This is a genomic window from Gluconobacter sp. ESL1110, from assembly GCF_058107395.1.
Window position 1 is genome coordinate 52,501 of the sequence record NZ_JBYLUK010000010.1, and the last position, 18,139, is coordinate 70,639.

Annotated in this window: 15 protein-coding genes (1 of these 15 cut by a window edge); 6 read left to right on the top strand and 9 right to left on the bottom strand. The window is 57.7% G+C overall.

Going from position 1 to position 18,139, the window contains the following annotated elements; genetic code table 11:
* Positions 1-1,722, bottom strand: partial view of an ATP-dependent chaperone ClpB gene (gene clpB / locus AC3B6F_RS12545; protein WP_489824616.1) — the 5' portion only. The gene continues 879 nt to the left of window position 1, outside the view; 1,722 of the gene's 2,601 nt are visible here — the first part of the coding sequence; its start codon is at positions 1,720-1,722; the stop codon falls past the left edge of the window.
* An 89-nt stretch (positions 1,723-1,811) separates the two neighbouring features.
* Positions 1,812-2,891: an aldo/keto reductase gene (locus AC3B6F_RS12550; protein ID WP_426066933.1), complete on the bottom strand. Its 1,080-nt coding sequence runs from the start codon at positions 2,889-2,891 to the stop codon at positions 1,812-1,814.
* Between the two features lie 148 nt (positions 2,892-3,039).
* Here AC3B6F_RS12550 and AC3B6F_RS12555 point away from each other — a divergent pair, with 148 nt between their 5' ends.
* Positions 3,040-5,277: a S9 family peptidase gene (locus AC3B6F_RS12555; RefSeq protein WP_489824617.1), complete on the top strand. Its 2,238-nt coding sequence runs from the start codon at positions 3,040-3,042 to the stop codon at positions 5,275-5,277.
* A 52-nt stretch (positions 5,278-5,329) separates the two neighbouring features.
* Here the strand turns inward: AC3B6F_RS12555 and AC3B6F_RS12560 are convergent, their stop codons facing one another.
* From AC3B6F_RS12560 to AC3B6F_RS12570, 3 genes are all read right to left on the bottom strand, one after another.
* The gene (locus tag AC3B6F_RS12560; RefSeq protein ID WP_489824618.1) at positions 5,330-6,721 is read right to left on the bottom strand and encodes a M20/M25/M40 family metallo-hydrolase; all 1,392 of its coding nucleotides are present in this window, start codon (positions 6,719-6,721) and stop codon (positions 5,330-5,332) included.
* Between the two features lie 132 nt (positions 6,722-6,853).
* Positions 6,854-7,510, bottom strand: coding sequence for a glutaredoxin 2 (gene grxB / locus AC3B6F_RS12565; protein WP_062015988.1), 657 nt, complete (start codon positions 7,508-7,510; stop codon positions 6,854-6,856).
* 24 nt (positions 7,511-7,534) lie between these two features.
* On the bottom strand, positions 7,535-8,119 hold the full coding sequence (locus AC3B6F_RS12570; RefSeq protein ID WP_010504671.1) for a YqgE/AlgH family protein: 585 nt from the start codon (positions 8,117-8,119) through the stop codon (positions 7,535-7,537).
* Between the two features lie 70 nt (positions 8,120-8,189).
* Between AC3B6F_RS12570 and AC3B6F_RS12575 the strand changes: the two genes are divergently transcribed.
* Together AC3B6F_RS12575 and AC3B6F_RS12580 are read left to right on the top strand one after the other, a co-directional pair.
* Entirely contained in the window at positions 8,190-8,945 is a 756-nt protein-coding gene (locus AC3B6F_RS12575; protein ID WP_034880601.1) for an SDR family NAD(P)-dependent oxidoreductase, read from the top strand.
* Positions 8,935-9,813, top strand: a complete 879-nt coding sequence (locus tag AC3B6F_RS12580) for a PPK2 family polyphosphate kinase (protein WP_062021861.1) — start codon at positions 8,935-8,937, stop codon at positions 9,811-9,813. The genes AC3B6F_RS12575 and AC3B6F_RS12580 overlap by 11 nt, the downstream gene beginning before the upstream one ends.
* A 62-nt stretch (positions 9,814-9,875) precedes the next feature.
* Here the strand turns inward: AC3B6F_RS12580 and AC3B6F_RS12585 are convergent, their stop codons facing one another.
* Both AC3B6F_RS12585 and AC3B6F_RS12590 read right to left on the bottom strand, forming a co-directional pair.
* On the bottom strand, positions 9,876-11,690 hold the full coding sequence (locus AC3B6F_RS12585; protein ID WP_489824700.1) for a DEAD/DEAH box helicase: 1,815 nt from the start codon (positions 11,688-11,690) through the stop codon (positions 9,876-9,878).
* Positions 11,691-11,814: 124 nt separating this feature from the next.
* Positions 11,815-12,465, bottom strand: a complete 651-nt coding sequence (locus tag AC3B6F_RS12590) for a class I SAM-dependent methyltransferase (protein WP_415515533.1) — start codon at positions 12,463-12,465, stop codon at positions 11,815-11,817.
* Positions 12,466-12,551: 86 nt separating this feature from the next.
* Between AC3B6F_RS12590 and dapF the strand changes: the two genes are divergently transcribed.
* The 3 genes from dapF to ftsY all read left to right on the top strand — a co-directional run bounded on the left by dapF (position 12,552) and on the right by ftsY (position 15,651).
* Positions 12,552-13,325, top strand: coding sequence for a diaminopimelate epimerase (gene dapF / locus AC3B6F_RS12595; protein ID WP_489824619.1), 774 nt, complete (start codon positions 12,552-12,554; stop codon positions 13,323-13,325).
* Positions 13,322-14,539, top strand: a complete 1,218-nt coding sequence (locus AC3B6F_RS12600; RefSeq protein WP_489824620.1) for a MiaB/RimO family radical SAM methylthiotransferase — start codon at positions 13,322-13,324, stop codon at positions 14,537-14,539. The genes dapF and AC3B6F_RS12600 overlap by 4 nt, the downstream gene beginning before the upstream one ends.
* 149 nt (positions 14,540-14,688) lie before the next feature.
* Positions 14,689-15,651 (top strand): signal recognition particle-docking protein FtsY, encoded by a 963-nt coding sequence (ftsY, locus tag AC3B6F_RS12605; RefSeq protein ID WP_426066917.1) that lies wholly within the window; start codon positions 14,689-14,691, stop codon positions 15,649-15,651.
* Positions 15,652-15,667: 16 nt separating this feature from the next.
* Here the strand turns inward: ftsY and AC3B6F_RS12610 are convergent, their stop codons facing one another.
* Both AC3B6F_RS12610 and AC3B6F_RS12615 read right to left on the bottom strand, forming a co-directional pair.
* Positions 15,668-16,129 carry a hypothetical protein gene (locus AC3B6F_RS12610; RefSeq protein ID WP_489824621.1) on the bottom strand — a complete coding sequence of 154 codons (462 nt, stop codon included), beginning with the start codon at positions 16,127-16,129 and terminating at the stop codon, positions 15,668-15,670.
* A complete protein-coding gene (locus tag AC3B6F_RS12615) occupies positions 16,126-18,096 on the bottom strand; it encodes a serine/threonine-protein kinase (protein ID WP_489824622.1) in 1,971 nt (656 codons plus the stop codon). Before AC3B6F_RS12615 ends, AC3B6F_RS12610 begins: the two co-directional genes overlap by 4 nt.
* Between the last annotated feature and the right edge of the window lie 43 nt (positions 18,097-18,139).

Consider the following 18,139-nt stretch of genomic DNA (forward strand, 5'->3'; position numbering starts at 1 on the left):
TACGACACGATCACGCAGGGTGTCTTCCATCCGCATGAGCTTGGCGCGCTCGCCTTCCAGCATGCGGTCTACCGGAATTCCCGTCCAGCGGGACACAACCGAAGCAATGCCCTGCTCCGTCACGCTATCAGCGAACAGGCCTGACTTGGAGGCTGCGTCTTCCTCTTCCTGAGCCTTGGCAATCTGGGCTTCAAGGTTCGGGATCAGGCCGTACATCAGCTCGGATGCCTTGGCGAGATTGCCCTGACGCTGCGCCACATCGACGTCAGAACGCGCTGTATCCAGCTGTTCCTTCAGCTTCTGGATGGCGTTGACGCGATCCTTCTCAGCGTGCCACTCGGCACCCATCGCATCGGACTGCTCTTCCAGATCAGCCAGTTCGGCTTCCAGAGCCTGCAGACGATCCTTCGACGCCGTATCGTCTTCCTTACGGATAGCCTCACGCTCGATCTTCAGCTGGATGATGCGCCGATCAAGCTCATCCAGAGCTTCCGGCTTGCTGTCGATCTGCATGCGCAGACGGCTGGCAGCCTCGTCGATCAGATCAATAGCCTTGTCCGGCAGGAAGCGATCCGTGATGTAACGGTTGGAAAGCGTTGCGGCGGAAACGATGGCGTTATCCGTGATGCGAACACCATGATGAAGCTCGTACTTTTCCTTGATGCCACGCAGGATCGAAATCGTATCCGCGACGGATGGTTCGCCTACGAACACCGGCTGGAAGCGACGGGCAAGAGCTGCGTCCTTCTCAATATACTTCCGGTATTCATCAAGTGTGGTCGCACCGATGCAGTGAAGCGTACCACGGGCCAGTTCCGGCTTAATGAGGTTGGATGCATCCATCGCACCATCGGAGCGGCCAGCGCCGACCAGCGTATGCATTTCATCAATGAAGAGAATGATTTCGCCTTCTGCTGTCTCAACTTCCTTGAGAACAGCCTTCAGACGTTCCTCGAACTCACCACGGAATTTCGCACCAGCAATCAAAGCGCCCATGTCGAGTGACATCAGCTTCTTGTTGCGGAGAGCCTCGGGCACATCGCCATTGACGATACGCAGCGCCAGACCTTCGACGATCGCGGTTTTACCCACACCCGGCTCACCGATCAGAACCGGATTGTTCTTGCTCCGGCGCGCCAGAACCTGAATGGCCCGACGGATTTCTTCATCACGGCCAATAACCGGGTCAAGCTTGCCAGCCTGCGCTACTGCCGTCACATCGCGAGCATATTTTTTCAATGCGTCAAACGTGTTTTCAGCAGATGCGCTGGTCACAGTGCGGCCCTTGCGAATCTGGGCGACAGCACGTTCCAGCGCACTGGCATCAGCCTTGCCTTCAACAAGCGCCTTACCTGCCGCAGAATTGCTGGCAGCAATCGCCACCAGCAGTCGATCCTGCGCAACATGGCTGTCGCCTGCATTCTTTGCTGCGGATTCGGCGGAGTCCAGCAGACGCACGAAATCAGGTGTGGCCTGTGGCTGGCCAGCGCCACCGCCCTGAACTTTCGGCAGTTTGGCAAGCGCCGCATCATTGGCGGCCTGAACAACTTTCGGATCGCCACCTGCTGCCCGGATCAGGCCAGAAGCGGCGCCCTGTTCGTCATCCAGCAGGGCCTTGAGCAAATGCTCCGGCGTCAACTGCTGGTGATAATCCCGAAGGGCAATGGTTTGTGCAGCCTGAAGGAAACCCTGGCTGCGTTCCGTAAACTTCTGAATGTCCATTCTGATATGTCCTCTCATGCCCCGTATCGGCGGCATATGATGTCTCGGTCGCCCCCGAAGGCGACGACCGGTGATGAATATTTAGGCACTCATTTTTTTGTTTCAAGAGCCTCCCGATGACGTTTCGCGGGCCCGTGCAGGACCATGTCAGCCTCAGAAAGCCGGTCAAAGGCATTCCGTTGCTGATGCCAGTAAGGGTAAACCAGATCCGGCGCACTGACTTCATCCAGACGCGCAACCTGCGCCTTGGTCAGACGGAGCGAAGCCGCTGCCAGATTATCCAGAAGCTGGCTTTCTTTGCGCGCGCCGATGACCAGAGACGTCACCCCCGGTTTATGCAGCAGCCAGGCCAGCGCCACCCGAGCCACTGAAACATCATGCTCCTCCGCAATCTCAACCAGAACCTCGACGGTATCGTAGAGCTTTTCGATATTCCGGACTTCCGGCTCCGGCCATCCCGAGATGCGGCGACTATCGGCTGGAGCGGTCTTTCCGCGACGATACTTGCCCGTTAGCAATCCACAGGCCAGCGGGCTCCAGATCTGAACACCCAAGCCCTGATCCACGGCTAACGGCAGCAGTTCATACTCGGCGTCTCGCGCTTCCAGAGAATAATAGATCTGCTCGGACACAGGTGTAATCAACCGATCCCGCTCTGCCGCAGACAGAAGCTTCATGGCCTGCCAGCCTGCAAAGTTGGAAATGCCCGCATAACGGATCTTGCCCTGATCCCGGAGGGTCTGAAGCGCTTCCAGCGTTTCCTCAACCGGCGTCAGGCCGTCCCACTCATGCAGATAATAGAGGTCAATATGATCGCGACCCAGCCGACGCAGGCTGTCTTCGCAGGCATTGAGAATGTGATGTCGGGATAACCCTTGTTCATTAGGCCCCTTCCCCGTTGGGAACCGAACCTTGCTGGTCACAAGCAGCTCCCTGCTGCGCCCTTTCAGAACACGCCCCAGAATTTCTTCAGCTTCACCGCCAGAATAAGCATCAGCGGTATCGAACATGTTCACCCCATGCTCGACGCAGAGATCCACCATGCGAGTGGCCTCCGAGACATCAATATTACCTGTCGCGGCGAAATCACCCTGCCCACCAAATGTGACAGAACCAAAATTGAGGGCGGAAATCTTGAGGCCAGAACGGCCTAACTGACGATACTGCATATCCATCAGGTTCCTCTTCTGAGACACACCATGACAGACAACACCTTAACGGCGCATCGGTCCCGGTAAATTCCGTCCTGCTCCCGTAATCGTGAGCAACCCGGCATCTCGCTGGAAGACACTCTGTTCAGGATCGGCAGGCCGGTCCATGATTGATGTCAAAATCCTTCCATCCGGAGCCGCCATGCCGTCATTCCGTCTCCGCAGAGCCCTGTTGTCCTGCGTGTTTCTCCCGTCCCTGCTGGCTGCCATGCCTGTCAAAGCCGCCGAACCGGCCGCCTGCATGGTCGATCTTGCCAAAACACGAAACGGCACGCTTGGACTGCCGAACCACGCCGAAGTCACCCCGGATGGACATTCCGTTCTGTTCCTGCGCTCCGGCCCGTTCGATACACGCCTGCATCTGTTTCGCTACGACCTCCCGGATCATACCCTTCACGAACTGGCCGCTCCCGAAGCCGGCCCGGAGCACCTGTCCGTAGAAGAAAAAGCTCGGCGCGAGCGTGCTCGCCAGTCCATGTCCGGCATTACGGACTATCAGATGAGCGAAGACGGCGGCACAATTCTGGCCTCTCAGGGAGGTCGCCTCATCCGGATCGCCACCGATGACGGGCGCGTCTCTTCCATTGATGGAAACTGGATTGCCCCGCGCCTGTCCCCAAACGGGCAGACCATCGCTGTCGTTCGCGATAATGATCTCTACGCCGTCGATCTCGTCAGCGGTGCCCAAACGCGCCTGACCACAACAGGCACGCCAACCCTGACAAATGGCCTTGCCGAATTTGCAGCCGCAGAGGAACTGGAACGGCCAGACGGCGCCTGGTGGTCCCCGGACAGCCAGACGATCCTGTTCGAAGAAGCGGATTCCAGCCCGGTTGAAAAACACTACATCACCAACCCGGAAACGCCGCAGGCTGCTCCTGTCGAGTTTCGCTATCCCCGTGCCGGGACCCCCAATGCCCGGACACGGTTCGGCCTCATCAGTGCCAAGGGCGGCAAGACACGCTGGATCAGTTGGGACCATGATGCATGGCCTTACATGGCCCGTACTGTCTGGCGGAAGAACGGTGGCCTGTTTCTTGTTGTCTTGAACCGACAGCAAACGCAGGAACAGGTTCTTTCCGTCGATCTTGCAACCGGAAAAACCTCAGTCCTGCTTGCAGAGGCAGACAAGACATGGCTGAACCTGAACCCACGGGAAGCAGCCGGTGCGCGGGCTCTCCCGGTGGTTCTGAATGGCGGACAGGGCTTCCTGTGGGCTTCCGAGCGCGGAAAAACCTGGCAGCTTGAACATCATGCTGCCGATGGCTCCCTGAAGCGGGTTCTTACTCCAGACACGACACCTCACGTCGCGTTCAATGATTATGACGCTGACAGCAACAGTATCGTCGTTACGGTACGACCGAACCGGATCGACACTCAGGTTGTCCGTATTTCACTGGCAGACGGCAAAACAACACCGATTGCAACAGAACCCGGCACCCACACCATCCATTTCACTCCAGGCGTTCATCGTCTGATGATCGATAGTTTTGCTTCCGCTGATGGCACCCGACGCACCCTGCTCCGCGATGCAAAAGGCAAGATCCTCGCCACGCTGCCCGGCGTCGCACAGCCCCCTCACCTTCCCGTCCATGTTCAGTTCACAACGGCAGGTGAGCGCCAGCTTGATGCAGCCGTCATCCGGCCAGAGCATTTCCAGAAAGGACATCGCTATCCCGTCGTGCTGTCCGTCTATGGCGGTCCGGGCGTCAAACTTGTGCACGACACGCCATCAAGCTTCATGGAAGAGCAGTGCCTCGCCAATCAGGGTTATGTCGTCGTCACACTGGACGGGCGCGGCACACCCGGCCGGGATCATGATTTCGAGCGCGCCATCAAAGGCAACCTGATTGACGCACCTCTTCAGGATCAGATCGACGGCCTTCAGGCGCTCGGCAAAACCTACCCTGAACTCGATCTGACACGCGTTGGGGTCTACGGATGGTCTTTCGGCGGCTATTTCACCGCCATGGCGACAATCCGCCGCCCAGATGTGTTCAAAGTCGGCGTTGCAGGCGCCCCGCCGGTCGATTTTGCGGATTATGACACCGCCTATACCGAACGCTATCTCGACACGCCTCAGAACGACGCGGACGGATATCGTAAAAGCAACGTCCTGACATATGCCGACAACCTGAAACGTCCGCTCCTGCTCATGCACGGCCTGACGGACGATAATGTCTATTTCGAAAACACGATGAAGCTGACGCAGGCCCTCCTGAAAGCCGGAAAGCCCTACGATCTTCTGCTTTTGCCCGGCACACATATGCTGCCAGACCCGATCCTCCGGGCTCGCGTCACGCAGAGGCGGGCAGAGTTTCTGGGTGACGTTCTGAAACCCTGAGCCTTCTGAAAAAAACAGCGTCTTTGACATTTTCGAAGACGCTGTTCTCTTGTCAGTGAGACAGGTCCGGAATCAACACCAAAAGATCTTCCATCGCCGGAGCAATGGCCGATACAGGCGTGCGTTCATTCAAACCATGCATGAACGAGTCAGAGTTTTTGATAAAAATCGGGCTGATCCCGTAGCTCGGCACGCCATGAGAGCGAAACCACATACTGTCACTCGCCCCTGAAGACATGGCCGCAAAAACCGGAACCCCTGGATAAGCAACGTGCATGCCATGTTCAATGGCTTGCACGACATCCGGTCGCATCGGAGAGGCTGCGGTTTCCACAGACCCTTCCGTTGCATCTTCAATCGTCAGACCCGGATCATGAGCGGCCTGACGCAGCTCCTCCATGATGGCTGCCCGAGAGTGACCGGGGAAAATACGGCAGTTGATATTCGCCGTTGCCCGCTGGGGAAGCGCATTCAAAGCATGCCCACCATCAATCATGGTCACGACGCAGGTCGTGCCAATGCGTCCAATGAAGGCCGGGTCCGCAGAAAGCGTGCGGATGGCTCTTTCATCAGACGGATTGGCCGCAAACGCTTTCATGGCCGACGCAATATCCGGCTTCTGCCACCGGGCTGCATTAACGAAATAGCTCCGGCTCAGATCATTCAGTTCCGGCTTGAAGCGGTGCTGCTGAATGTGAAGCAGGTCAGCCGCAAGCTCATCAATCGCATTAGCCGCCCGTGGTTCAGAAGAATGGCCACCCGGATTGGTCACAATCAGGCGGAAATCAGCGTAGGTCTTCTCCGCACCTTCCCATGTAAAGTAATCGGGCTTGCCGGTCTTTTCATCCAGCGTGCCATTCGCGCCATCCATATTCAGGACAAGTTCCGCATTGGTCAGCTTGCTTGCAATGATAGCGCCAGTCGCCATCGTCGTTTCCTCATCGCCCGAGAACTCGAGAATGATGTCACGACGCGGTTTGTAGCCTTCCTTTTTCAGCTCCAGAAGCGCGGCAATCGCCAGTGTATCATCGAGCTTCATGTCGGTTGAACCGCGCCCGAGCAGATATCCGTTTTCGATCTGAGGCTTGAATGGGTCATGCGTCCAGTCAGATGCCTTGGCTTCCACCACATCCATATGACCGGAAATGACCAGAGGCTTCAGAGCGGGATCACTGCCTGGCCAACGCGCAATGAGATACGCCGTGTCTTTATAAGGGGTGATAACGACGTCTGCGGAAGCAAAACCTCCCTTAACCAAGGCGTTTCGGAAAAGAGAGGCCACCTTGGGCGTCTGGTTAGCATCTCCCGCGACAGAACGAAGAGCGATGGACTTTTCCGCAAGATCAAGAGCCTGATGCGCTGCATCCTGATGGTCTGGTGCTGCCGCCATCGCGCTCCCCGACACCAGGGCCAGTGACAGCACCACTCCGATATTTTTCCGCATCCGCCGTATCTCCTGAATCAGATACGGAAGCGTAACCGTGCTTGCCCTTTATGCCTAGTCAGGCCGCAGTTTCCACTCTTTACGGAGAACCGTTCAATGCCCATGCGTCAAGCAGACGCACACTTAACGAGCCTAAACAGAAAACAAATCCAGAAGATCAACACCCGACTTTTCAGACATGACCTGACGGTAGGCTTCCACTTCCAGCGGGTAACGCAGCCCTTTGATCAAGGACATGCTGTGCAACTGCGCAAACAGATGAATATCATCTGTGGAAAGAGTGCCGTTCACGGCCTCCGGCGACTGGATCAACGGTGCCAGTTTTTCCAGCAAGGCATTCAGTTCAGCAATTTCCTTGGACCCGTCTGCAAGAATTTCCCAGAACGGACCAGTTGACTCTTCTTTGCGTCGAATAAAACCGGCGCGCGCGGACGTGGTCGCAAATTCAGGCAGCGGCGTGCAGACAGCACGAGGCAGGAAAAGGCGGTACGTTGCACGACTTCCCTCCTTCAGCCAGCTCGCGATTTCCGGTCTGATCGACCCTGTCAGAAGCGGTTCACCAATTCCGTCGATATGGGACACAATATCCATGCTCTCGGGCATGTAACGCCCGTTTTCTTCCAGAATTGGTACGACTTTCCGGCCAACCATGCTGATCGGACCGGCTTCATCATCATTCAGGAAGACGCGCCGCTCGAAAGGAACATTCTTTAATCCGAAAATCATGAGAGCCTTCACGCAGAACGGGCAGTGCTCGTAGATATGCAGGATGCGTGTTGTCTGGTTCACGGTTTTCAGCGTCCTTCTCAAAAATCAGGCTTCCCCGACCGCTCCAGAGAGCAGCAGAGGATCAATATCGATGGCAGCCAGAGCCTTGCGCCATTTCTTCGCATGATCCAGTCCGAAAACAATCTCGTCACTGGCAGGCGCCACAAACCAGGAACTGTCGCGCAGAATCTCTTCCTCCAACTGCCCCGGCCCCCAGGCGGCATGTCCCAAAGCCATGAGAGCCTGCTTCGGACCACGCCCTGCCGCCAGATCCCGCAACACATCCAGACTGGCTGTCAGCGTTGCATGATCGTTGACGCCCAGACTGCCCTCACCGGTCCAGTCAGTCGAGTGCAGAACGAAACCATGGGAGTGATCGACCGGCCCCCCCATACACACGGCAATACGGCGTTCCGGCGGACTGGGTTCAATCCCCAACTGCGCGAAAAGATCATCAAGGCCCGGTTGAGCCAGACGACGGTTGATGATGAGTCCCATTGCCCCGTCTTCAGGGGAGTGTGCACACAGATAGATCACGCTCTGGGCAAAAACCGTTTCCGCCAGTTGCGGAGCAGCGACCAGAAGCATGCCTGTCAGGTTGTCATTCTGTCCGGCGAGTGTTTTCTTCATTCCTTAAAGATGGGTGCATCTCTTGTCTCTTTGCAAGCGTTCCCCTCTTGAGAGTTTTATGGAGGTCCCCATGTCCCTGACTGTTCTCGTCACCGGTGCCACCGCAGGCTTCGGACACGCCATCGCCACCCGCCTGGTACGGGACGGCCACCGTGTCATTGCCACAGGACGACGCGCCGAGCGACTTGAAACGCTTCACAAGGAACTGGGAGACGCTCTGCTGCCTTTTCCGCTCGACATGACTGACAAGGAAGCGCTGCGCGCATTACCAGAAAGCCTACCTGAAGGTTGGCAGATCGTAGATGTTCTCGTGAACAATGCTGGTCTCGCCCTCGGCATGGAGCCAGCTCAGGAAGCCAAGGTGGAAAACTGGGAAACCATGATCGCCACCAATATTTCCGGGCTTATCGAAATTACCCATGCGCTTCTTCCCGGCATGGTGGAACGCAATTCAGGCTATGTCCTGACACTGGGCAGCACGGCAGGAACCTATCCTTACACAGGCGGCAACGTCTATGGTGCCACAAAAGCCTTCGTCCGCCAGTTCAGCCAGAATCTCCGCACGGATCTTCTCGGCAAGCGTATTCGTGTCACGGATATTGAACCCGGCCTGTGCGGTGGCAGCGAATTCAGTAATGTCCGCTTGAAGGACGACGGAAAAGCCGCAGACGTATATAAAGACACGACCCCCCTGACGCCGGAAAATATTGCCGAAACCGTCTCTTGGCTCATCGGTCTGCCCTGGCACATGAACGTCAACACAATGGAAATTATGCCTGTCTGTCAGGCTTCGGGTGGACTGGCGGTGAACCGACATGTCGGCTGAAACTGGTGTTCCATCCCGTCTGAAAGTCACGGACGGTAGCAAATTCCGCCTCTCCGACTTCAAAACCGATGACCGGGTCGGGCATGACAAGAAGAGCGCGCATACCCGCATCCGGGACTGTGTGGATCGAATGGCCATTCTGCAGGGGCGGCTTGCTGCCCATGGCTCTCACGGCATTCTGGTTGTGCTACAAGGCATGGATACGGCTGGTAAGGACGGCGCAATTCGCCATGCCTTTTCAGGCCTGAACCCTCAGGGCTTTCATGTCACGTCCTTCAAGACACCAGCCGGTCCAGCGGAAAAACGGGACGATCTTTGGCGGGTCCACTTGATGGCCCCCGCGCGCGGTGAAATTGCCGTCTTCAATCGCAGCCACTACGAAGACGTTCTGATTGCCCGCGTTCATCCCGATTTCGTCAGAGCCCGTGGGCTTGACCCGGATACTCCCGGCTTCTGGGATAAAAGGCTGTCCGATATCCGACATTTCGAGAGTTACCTGACGCACCAGAATATCGTCGTTCTGAAGCTGTTTCTCCACATCTCCGCAGACGAACAGAAGAAACGTATTCTCAAACGTCTGACACACCCCGAAAAGCGTTGGAAATTTTCGCCTTCCGATCTTGCTGAACGCGAGAAATGGCCGGACTACACACAGGCCTACGAAGCCGCCATTCAAGCTACGGCAACGCCCGAAGCCCCATGGCATATCATTCCTGCCGATCATAAATGGGCTGCAAGACTTATGGTCGCAGAGGCTTTGCTAGAGGTTCTTGAAGGACTGCATCTCAAAGTCCCGGAAGAAAAACTCTCCGAGGCGTTACGAACTGCACGCGACACACTCCTTGCAGAAGGCTCCAAGAAGCCCTGAAAAGAAAAAGCCCCGCCGGAATCATCCGGCGGGGCTTTTTCAGTTCAATCTGGTCGTCAGAATCAGGAACGACGCTTGCGGCTCGTTCCTTCACCGGTTGGACCACTGGACTTGGAACGGCTGAAACCAGAGCCGCCACGGCCCTTGTATCCACCACTGCCACCGGAACGCGGACCACCCTTGAAGCCACCGCCGCCACCGGGACGACCAAAGCGCTTGCCTTCACCTGGATTACGGCCACGGGCACCATAACCGCCGCCAGCAGGCTCGGCAGATGGCTCGATCGTCACTTCATCAGGCTCAGCACCAGCAACACAGGACTTGAAGCGTTCGACGCTCTCATCCGTAATCTGGAAGTAGGTCTGATCCTGCTCGATGCGGATGCTGCCAATGTCGCGCTTTTGGACATTGCCAAGACGGCAGATCAGCGGGATCAGCCACTTCGGATCGGCACGCTCGGTACGGCCAACGCCCATCTTGAACCACTGACCGGACACAACGCGCTCTTCACGCGGAGCACGTTCCCCACGCTCGCCGCGTTCACCACGGCTGCTCGGCGCTTCAACGGACATCGGACGGATCTGCTCGACCTGCGGAAGGCGGGCACGATACATTTCCACCAGAGCCGCTGCGAGCTTCTTGGCGTCATAGGTTTCGGCCAGCTTCAGCACCAGTTCATCCGTCGTCTCTTCCGAGGCGTTGGCAAGAATTGGATCTTCGAGCAGACGCTGTGTGTCCTGAGCGGCAATGGCCGCAGCCGTCGGAACAGCTTCCCACTCAGCATTGACGCGCGCCATGGCCAGCAAACGCTCAGCGCGACGGCGCTGGTTCATCGGCACCATAAGAACGCTGGTGCCCTTGCGGCCCGCACGGCCCGTACGACCGGAACGATGCAGCAGCGTTTCAGAAGCCGTTGGGATGCTGGCATGAATGACGAGGTTCAGCGCCGGAACGTCAATGCCACGGGCTGCAACGTCAGTCGCAACACAGACACGGGCCTGACCGGAACGCAGACTCTCGATCGCGCGGCTACGCTCGTTCTGACCCATCTCACCGGAAATGGCGACAGAGGCGAACCCACGTTCCAGAAGAGCGGCCTGCACCTGACCAACCATCATACGGGTGTTGCAGAACACCATGGCCGTCGGGCTCTCGTAGAAACGCAGAACGTTCACGAGGGAACGCTCGATTTCCTGCGGGGCCGTGACGACGCAACGATAGGTAATGTCAGAATGCTGCTTGGCGCCGGAAACCGTATCGATGCGCTTGGCATCTTTCTGGAAACGCTTGGCCAGAGAGGCAATTTCGCGGGCAATCGTAGCGGAGAACAGCAGCGTACGGCGCTCGGCCGGAGACGCATCCAGAAGCTGTTCCAGCTCATCACGGAAGCCCATGTCCAGCATTTCGTCAGCTTCATCGAGCACAACGCAACGCAGACCGGACAGGTCAAGGGAACCACGGGACTGATGATCACACAGGCGGCCCGGCGTCCCAACGACGATATGGGCGCCACGGTTGAGATCGCGGGCTTCACGGCGGGCATCCGTGCCACCAATGCAACTCGCAATGCGGGCACCGGTCTCGGCATAGAGCCATTCAAGTTCAGACTGGACCTGAAGGGCCAGTTCACGCGTCGGGGCAATAACCAGAGCCATTGGCTGCGGCGACGGCGGGAGGCGATCAGCCTCACCCAGCAGCGTCGGCGCGATGGCCAGACCAAAGGCTACGGTCTTGCCTGAGCCCGTTTGGGCGGAAACCAGAAGATCACGATCCTCCAGCCCTGGCTGCAGAACGGCTTCCTGAACGGGAGTTGGCTGTTCGTAGCCGCGCGCCGCCAGGGCGCGCCCAAGGGCAGGATGAGTATCGGGGAAAGGCATATTTGATGAACACTCGGCAAACGTCACGCCGACGGCAAAAAGCGGCGGCTGGGATGCCGCTGCATAAAGACTTCTGTCCACAAATGCCAGAAGTAACGCATGTCAACCTGCGAATCAGTCAGATTCAGGCTCTCGGCTTGCGTCCAACAACGGCCCGGACCGTATCCCGCCACGCAGTCAGATCCTCCGGCGGAACCACTTCGCCCGTGTCCAGCTCGGCAAAACCGGCGCGGGAAAGCAGGATGCTGACAAGACGTGCGCGATCTTCCGGCTCCAGCGCCTGCCACATCGCCACAGCTTTCTGCTGATGGAACTGGTCCGAGAATGTGACGATCAGGGGGCCCCCCTCCTTCAGAACACGCAGCGCTTCCGTTAATACTGTCAAAGGCTGGGTCAGGTAGGCGATACCATCACACAGCGTAATGACATCCAGACTGTCATCCTCAAACGGCAAAATAGGATCCGCATTCAGATCCTGCACGATACGCGTTTTCAGAACAGGATTCGTATCCAGAGCCGCTTTTGAAGCGCCAAGCCCGATCACATCCTGAAAATGGGCCTCCTCAGGGTAATGGCTGAGAGAGCCCGCCATCAGATCCAGAACTGTCCCACCAACAGGAAGAGACGTCTGATAAAGGGCCGTCACAGCCGTGCGTGCCCCCATATCCATCAGCGAATCCGGGAGACGCTGCGCATAGAAGATCGTATCAGGCTCATTATTGACGCGCGTGAACGCCGCTTCATGAAACCCATCAACTTTTTCTGTGCTGCTCATGATCCATCTCCTCCTGACTGGCCTGTGGAGATGAGGGTATGTTCCTCGTGCGTCAACCCGCAGGATGCTCTATGAGAGGCCCCACCATGACCCTTTCCTTCACCAAGATGCACGGCCTGGGCAATGATTTCATCATCATTGACGGCCGCGAAACTGCCCCGGCCCTCAATACTGAGACCATCCAGAAGCTCTGCGACCGACGGTTCGGCGTGGGCTGCGACCAGCTTGTCGTCCTCTCCCCTCCGACGGCAGAGGGCGCAGACGTTCTGGTGCGCTTCTTCAACGCTGACGGCTCGGAATCCGGTGCGTGTGGCAATGCATCACGGTGTGTGTCTGTCTTCGTAGGCGGAAATCCAACGCTTCAGACGAGCGCCGGTCTTCTGCCAACGTCCCAGGACGGCAATCTGATTACGGTAAACATGGGCCAGCCTCGCTTTGACTGGCAGGATATTCCTCTCGCCCGCGAGTGCGACACCCTGCATCTCCCACTTCATGATGCCGCCGCCTGCTCCATGGGGAACCCGCATGCGACCGTCTTTGGAGACGTCTCCCGTGCGAAAGACCTCGGACCTTCGCTTGAAAACTCCCCCCTCTTCCCGCAGCGCGCCAATATTGGCTTTGCAGACATCATCACACCAACCCATATGCGTCTGCGCGTCTGGGAGCGCGGCGCGGGCCTGACGCTGGCCTGCGGCTCGGGAGCCTGCGCGGCGGTCGTCAATGCTGTTCGACGCGGTCTGGCGGAGCGCACCTGTGTCGTCACCATGGATGGCGGGGACCTGCGCATCACATGGCAGGACAACGGCGACATTCTCATGACCGGCCCCGCCACAACAGTTTTCCACGGCGAACTCCCGTGAGCACGCCGTCTGTCCTGACGTTCGGCTGCCGTCTCAACGCGCATGAAAGCGACGGCATGGCCCACCATGCCCGTGGACAGGAAGACACGATCATCGTGAATACCTGCGCCGTGACGACAACGGCCGAGCGTCAGGCCAGACAGGCCATCCGCCGGGCACATCGCGAACGCCCCGAGGCAAAAATCGTGGTCACGGGGTGTGCCTCTGAAATTGATGCAAAACGATGGATGGACTTACCCGGCGTCATCCGCGTTGTGCCCAATGCCGACAAACTCAAACCCGCGACATGGGGGGATGAGCGTTCTGATCTGCCTCCGTCCCGTCATGCCCGCGCGCTTCTTCAGGTCCAGCAGGGCTGCGATCATCGCTGTACGTTCTGCATCATCCCCTATGGGCGCGGGGATTCCCGCTCCACGCCAACCGCGGACGCCATCGCCCGTGCACGCGCCCTGACAGAGAATGGACACCGTGAAATTGTCCTGACAGGCGTGGACATCGCTTCATGGCAAGGCGATAGCGGCGAAGGTCTGGGGCAAATGTGCCGGACACTCCTGAAAGCCGTACCCGAAATCGAGCGCCTGCGCTTGTCCTCGATCGATCCGGTCATTCTTGACCCTGAGACGGGTGACCAAGATCTCTGGTGGCTGCTGGAAAACGAACCGCGTCTCATGCCACACCTGCATCTGTCCTTGCAGGCTGGTTCCGACCTGATTCTCAAGCGAATGAAGCGTCGCCATGATACGGCGCGCGTCGCCGCCATGCTTCGCCATGCACGCGCCCTCCGTCCGGATATCGGCATCGGAGCAGATCTGATCGCCGGGTTCCCGACAGAGACAGATATTCTCTTTGAGGAAACGCTCTCCTTCATCGAAGAGCAAGCTATCCCTTTCCTGCATGTCTTCCCCTACAGCGAGCGTCCGGGCACACCTGCCGCACGCATGCCAGCCGTCCCGAATGGAGAGCGTCAGGCCCGTGCGGCCCGTCTTCGGGAAGCCGGAGACACCAATCGGGATGCCTTCCTCGCCCGGTTTATCGGTCGGACCCTGGATGTTCTGATCGAAACCCCGAACCGTGGACATTCGGCTGAATTTGCGCCTGTCCGTCTGGCGGATGATCTCCCGACTTTCCTTCGTGGAAGCATCCTTCCAATCGAAATCCATACCCTGTCAGACGGGCAACTTCTTGGACATTGGAAGATTTCTGAAGATCGGTGATGAGCAACGGCCTTGCCGGGATGGGCAACACGCAAATCCTGCAAACAACCTTGGCAGCACATCGCTAAAAAGCCGAACACCCCTCAATAACCGCACGAAAACGCGGTTCAACACTTGACGTCCGGCCTGAGCTGTCCGAACTCCCGTTCATGGCTGGATTTTTCTCACGACTCAAACAGGGTCTTTCGCGCTCGAGCTCACGTCTCGGTGCCGTGTTCACGCATCGCAAGCTGGATGATGCTGCTCTTGAAGAACTCGAAGACGAACTGATCGCGGCGGATCTCGGCCCAGTTGTGGCAGAACGCGTCATCGAAAGCTTCCGCAGCTCACGCTTTGGCAAGGACGTCACGAGCGATGAAATCCGCGATGCGCTGGCGGAAGAGATCGCTCGTGTTCTGGAGCCTGTAGCTGTTCCGTTTGAGCCCGATCCGAAGAAAAAGCCACACGTCGTCCTCGTCGTTGGCGTCAACGGTGTGGGGAAAACCACAACCATCGGGAAAATGGCGCGCCATTACAGCGACGAAGGCAAATCCGTTATGCTGGTGGCGGGAGACACCTTCCGTGCGGCAGCCGTCGAGCAGCTTCAGGTCTGGGGACAGCGTTCCAACGTGCCCGTCATCGCAGGCAAGCATGGCGCCGACGCCGCTGGTCTGGCCTATGACGGCATCAAACGTGCGACTGAAGAAGGCAAAGACCTTCTCCTGATCGACACGGCTGGCCGCCTCCATAACAAGGGTGCCCTGATGGAGGAACTGGCCAAGATTATCCGTGTCATGCGGAAGTTCGACGAAACGGCGCCCCACTCCGTTCTGCTGGTTCTGGATGCCACGACAGGCCAGAATGCCATCGAACAGGTTCGGGTATTCCGGGAACTGGTGAATGTCACCGGACTGATCGTAACGAAGCTGGACGGCTCAGCGCGCGGCGGCATTGTTGTGGCTCTTGCAGAACAGTTCAAACTGCCTGTCCACATGGTCGGGGTCGGTGAGCAGGTTGAAGATCTACGCCCCTTCTCGGCGCAGGATTATGCCCGTGGCCTGGTTGGCGGGGCTGCAGGCGATCTGGCGTCGCGACTTGTCGAGAGTCAGCCGGAGAGTGGCGACCCCACCTAAGGCCCCGAAAGGCGTTTCAGGTTTTGTCCTTAGCCCCTGTATCAAGCCATTCGTCCCGCAGGGCGGCGATCCTTTTTTCGATCGCCCTGCGCTCTCTTCGTGCGTAATCAGCATACCACAGCCTTGCCCCGATCGCTGAAGCTTCAGCAACCAGCCATGCAACCCCGACGGCCATCCAGTCCAAAATCAAAGTGATCGGCTGGGTAATCTGCTGAATACAGGTTTGCCAGTCGCCATGCGCCAACCACGCCGTCCTCAGCGGATGAACCATTACAGCCCCCAGATAGAACAGAACGATCATCATGCGCTGACGGTCAGCGTCGGGATCAACGAAATGCAGCACCACCAGCGGAAGCAGCAAAACACCACCGACCAGAAGACTACCGGGCACATAGGCCAGCAACAGGCCAAGAATCAGACCGTGCCACCACTTGAAGGCCATCCTTCCTTCCCGGCCGCGCACTGCCGCCTCTTTCATTGACAGAACTCCAGCCAGATACTGGCCATGGACACGACGATCCCGACCAGCAGAGAAAAGAATTCCCCTGCGTTTCTCGCCTGCTTTTCGTGAACGGCCTTACGGTTAGGCTCATCTTCAAGAATCTGCTCAAGATGAGCGATTTCGACCTCAGCCTGCCGTGCCAGCTTGCGATCTTTTTGCAGTCCGGCTGGATCGTTGACGTTATCAAGAAATCTCGTAAGGTTTCCCGCCTCAGCCAACTGGGACAGTTTGGCCCTTCGCTTTGCACGGGCCGTTCTACTCCGCCATTGTTTAAGCTCTGTTTCGAGCAGCGGAAGCGCACGTCTGGCAATAGAGCTCAGCGCCTCCTTGTCAAAACGACGCTGCGCTGCGGCCAGAAGTGTCAGATCTGCCAGCCATGATGGCAACCCAGCTTTCTGGGACTGAGCCAGAGGGACAATCCCCTGTCTGGCACAATGGCTTTCCAGAAATGTCCGCATCTGATCGTCCATAAAACCGGAGCGACCGATATCTTCGGCAGAAACTTCTTCTTCCGAGAGATGACCGTTAAGCCATTGGAGCAGACCCGCTGAAAGAGAAATACGTTCTTTCAGACACCGCGAAGAAAGACACGGCTGATAAACGTTCATATCGTAGGGCAGACGCCGGAGTTGCTCCATGCCTTTCGCACCCGTTCGGCGGGCTGCAACGGCAAGAGCTCCAATCTGTGTAGCCTGTAATGCCGGAAGCGTCGGCGCGTCAAAAACCTCCGGACTGGTCATCAGAAAGCTGGCAATGCCACGGATATTCCGCTGCTCATCAGGCGGAAACGCTCCTGCCTCCGCATGGGCCAGCATCTGGGGAATAGCCTCAGGCCAAAACCAGCGTCCCGCCCAGAACATCGGTGCAGCAGGATCCAGAATGGCGATAGCACGCGTGACGACCATCGTTGTCGGATCAACAGCCTTGTTTGCTCCCGACGGAAGAAAGGCTACCCCCGCCTGCTCAATCAGGCTGGACATGACAGAGAGTTCAAGCTCCCGGTGAAGCCACTGGCTGATGATTTTACGCTGAAGCAGAGACAGAAACTCGTTTTGGTATTTCCCACCGTACCACGCCAGAGCACGCGGCGCTCTGACTTCCACCCCGCCAATCATCAAAGGCGTACGCGCAGGAATCTCGGCTCGGAGAGAGAAGAGTTTACTGGGCGCAATCGTGATCAGATCGCTGGGGCCAGGCCTGTTTTCCGGTGTGTCGGACAGCATTGCTTCCAGCAGAGACACCAGACCTGCAGGCACGTTATGACCCTGCATATAAGCCGTTGCAGACCCAAGCTCAAAGCGACGCCTGAGGATTTCTGCATCCGATAACCCTTTGAGCGGCAGTTCACCGATACAGAGCGACAGAACCAGAACACCCAGGGAAAACACATCACAGGCGATGGTTCCCACACCGCGCGCCGTCGGGTGGCAGGCCGCGGAGCATAAAGGCTCAAACAGGACAGGTTGAAGCGTGGCACCAGCCGCCACACCAAGAGGACCAAGAACAACCTTGTGCAGTCCCTGCCCGACAAACAGATTTTCCGGACGAATACCACGGCAGGTCAATCCCGCCGTATCCAGCTTTTCGAGGGCATCCGCCATAGGGCGGATAACACCGTCGATGATCTGACTTTCCGACCACAGACCCAATCCCTCGGCAAGAGAGGGTCCTGGCGGGTGAGCACACAGCACCCAAAGAGCACCGTTATGATATTCATGAGCATGGAGGCCAATAACGCTCTCATGCCGGAAGAACATCAGCTCTGAAAATCTGGGGGATGGCATGGACGGTGCCAGCGCCAGCCAGGTTGAACCGGTGGCAGTAATGTCCTGTGCAACCCAGGTGGGACAGCCCCCGATCATTGATTGCTTCTGAGTCGTATTGACCAGATAGCGGTCTGCGATCAGCAGTTCCGGGCTGTCGTCTCCCTGAATGTAATCCATGTCCGTTCCGTCAAAATCCTGTCTGACACTCTATGCCGGACAG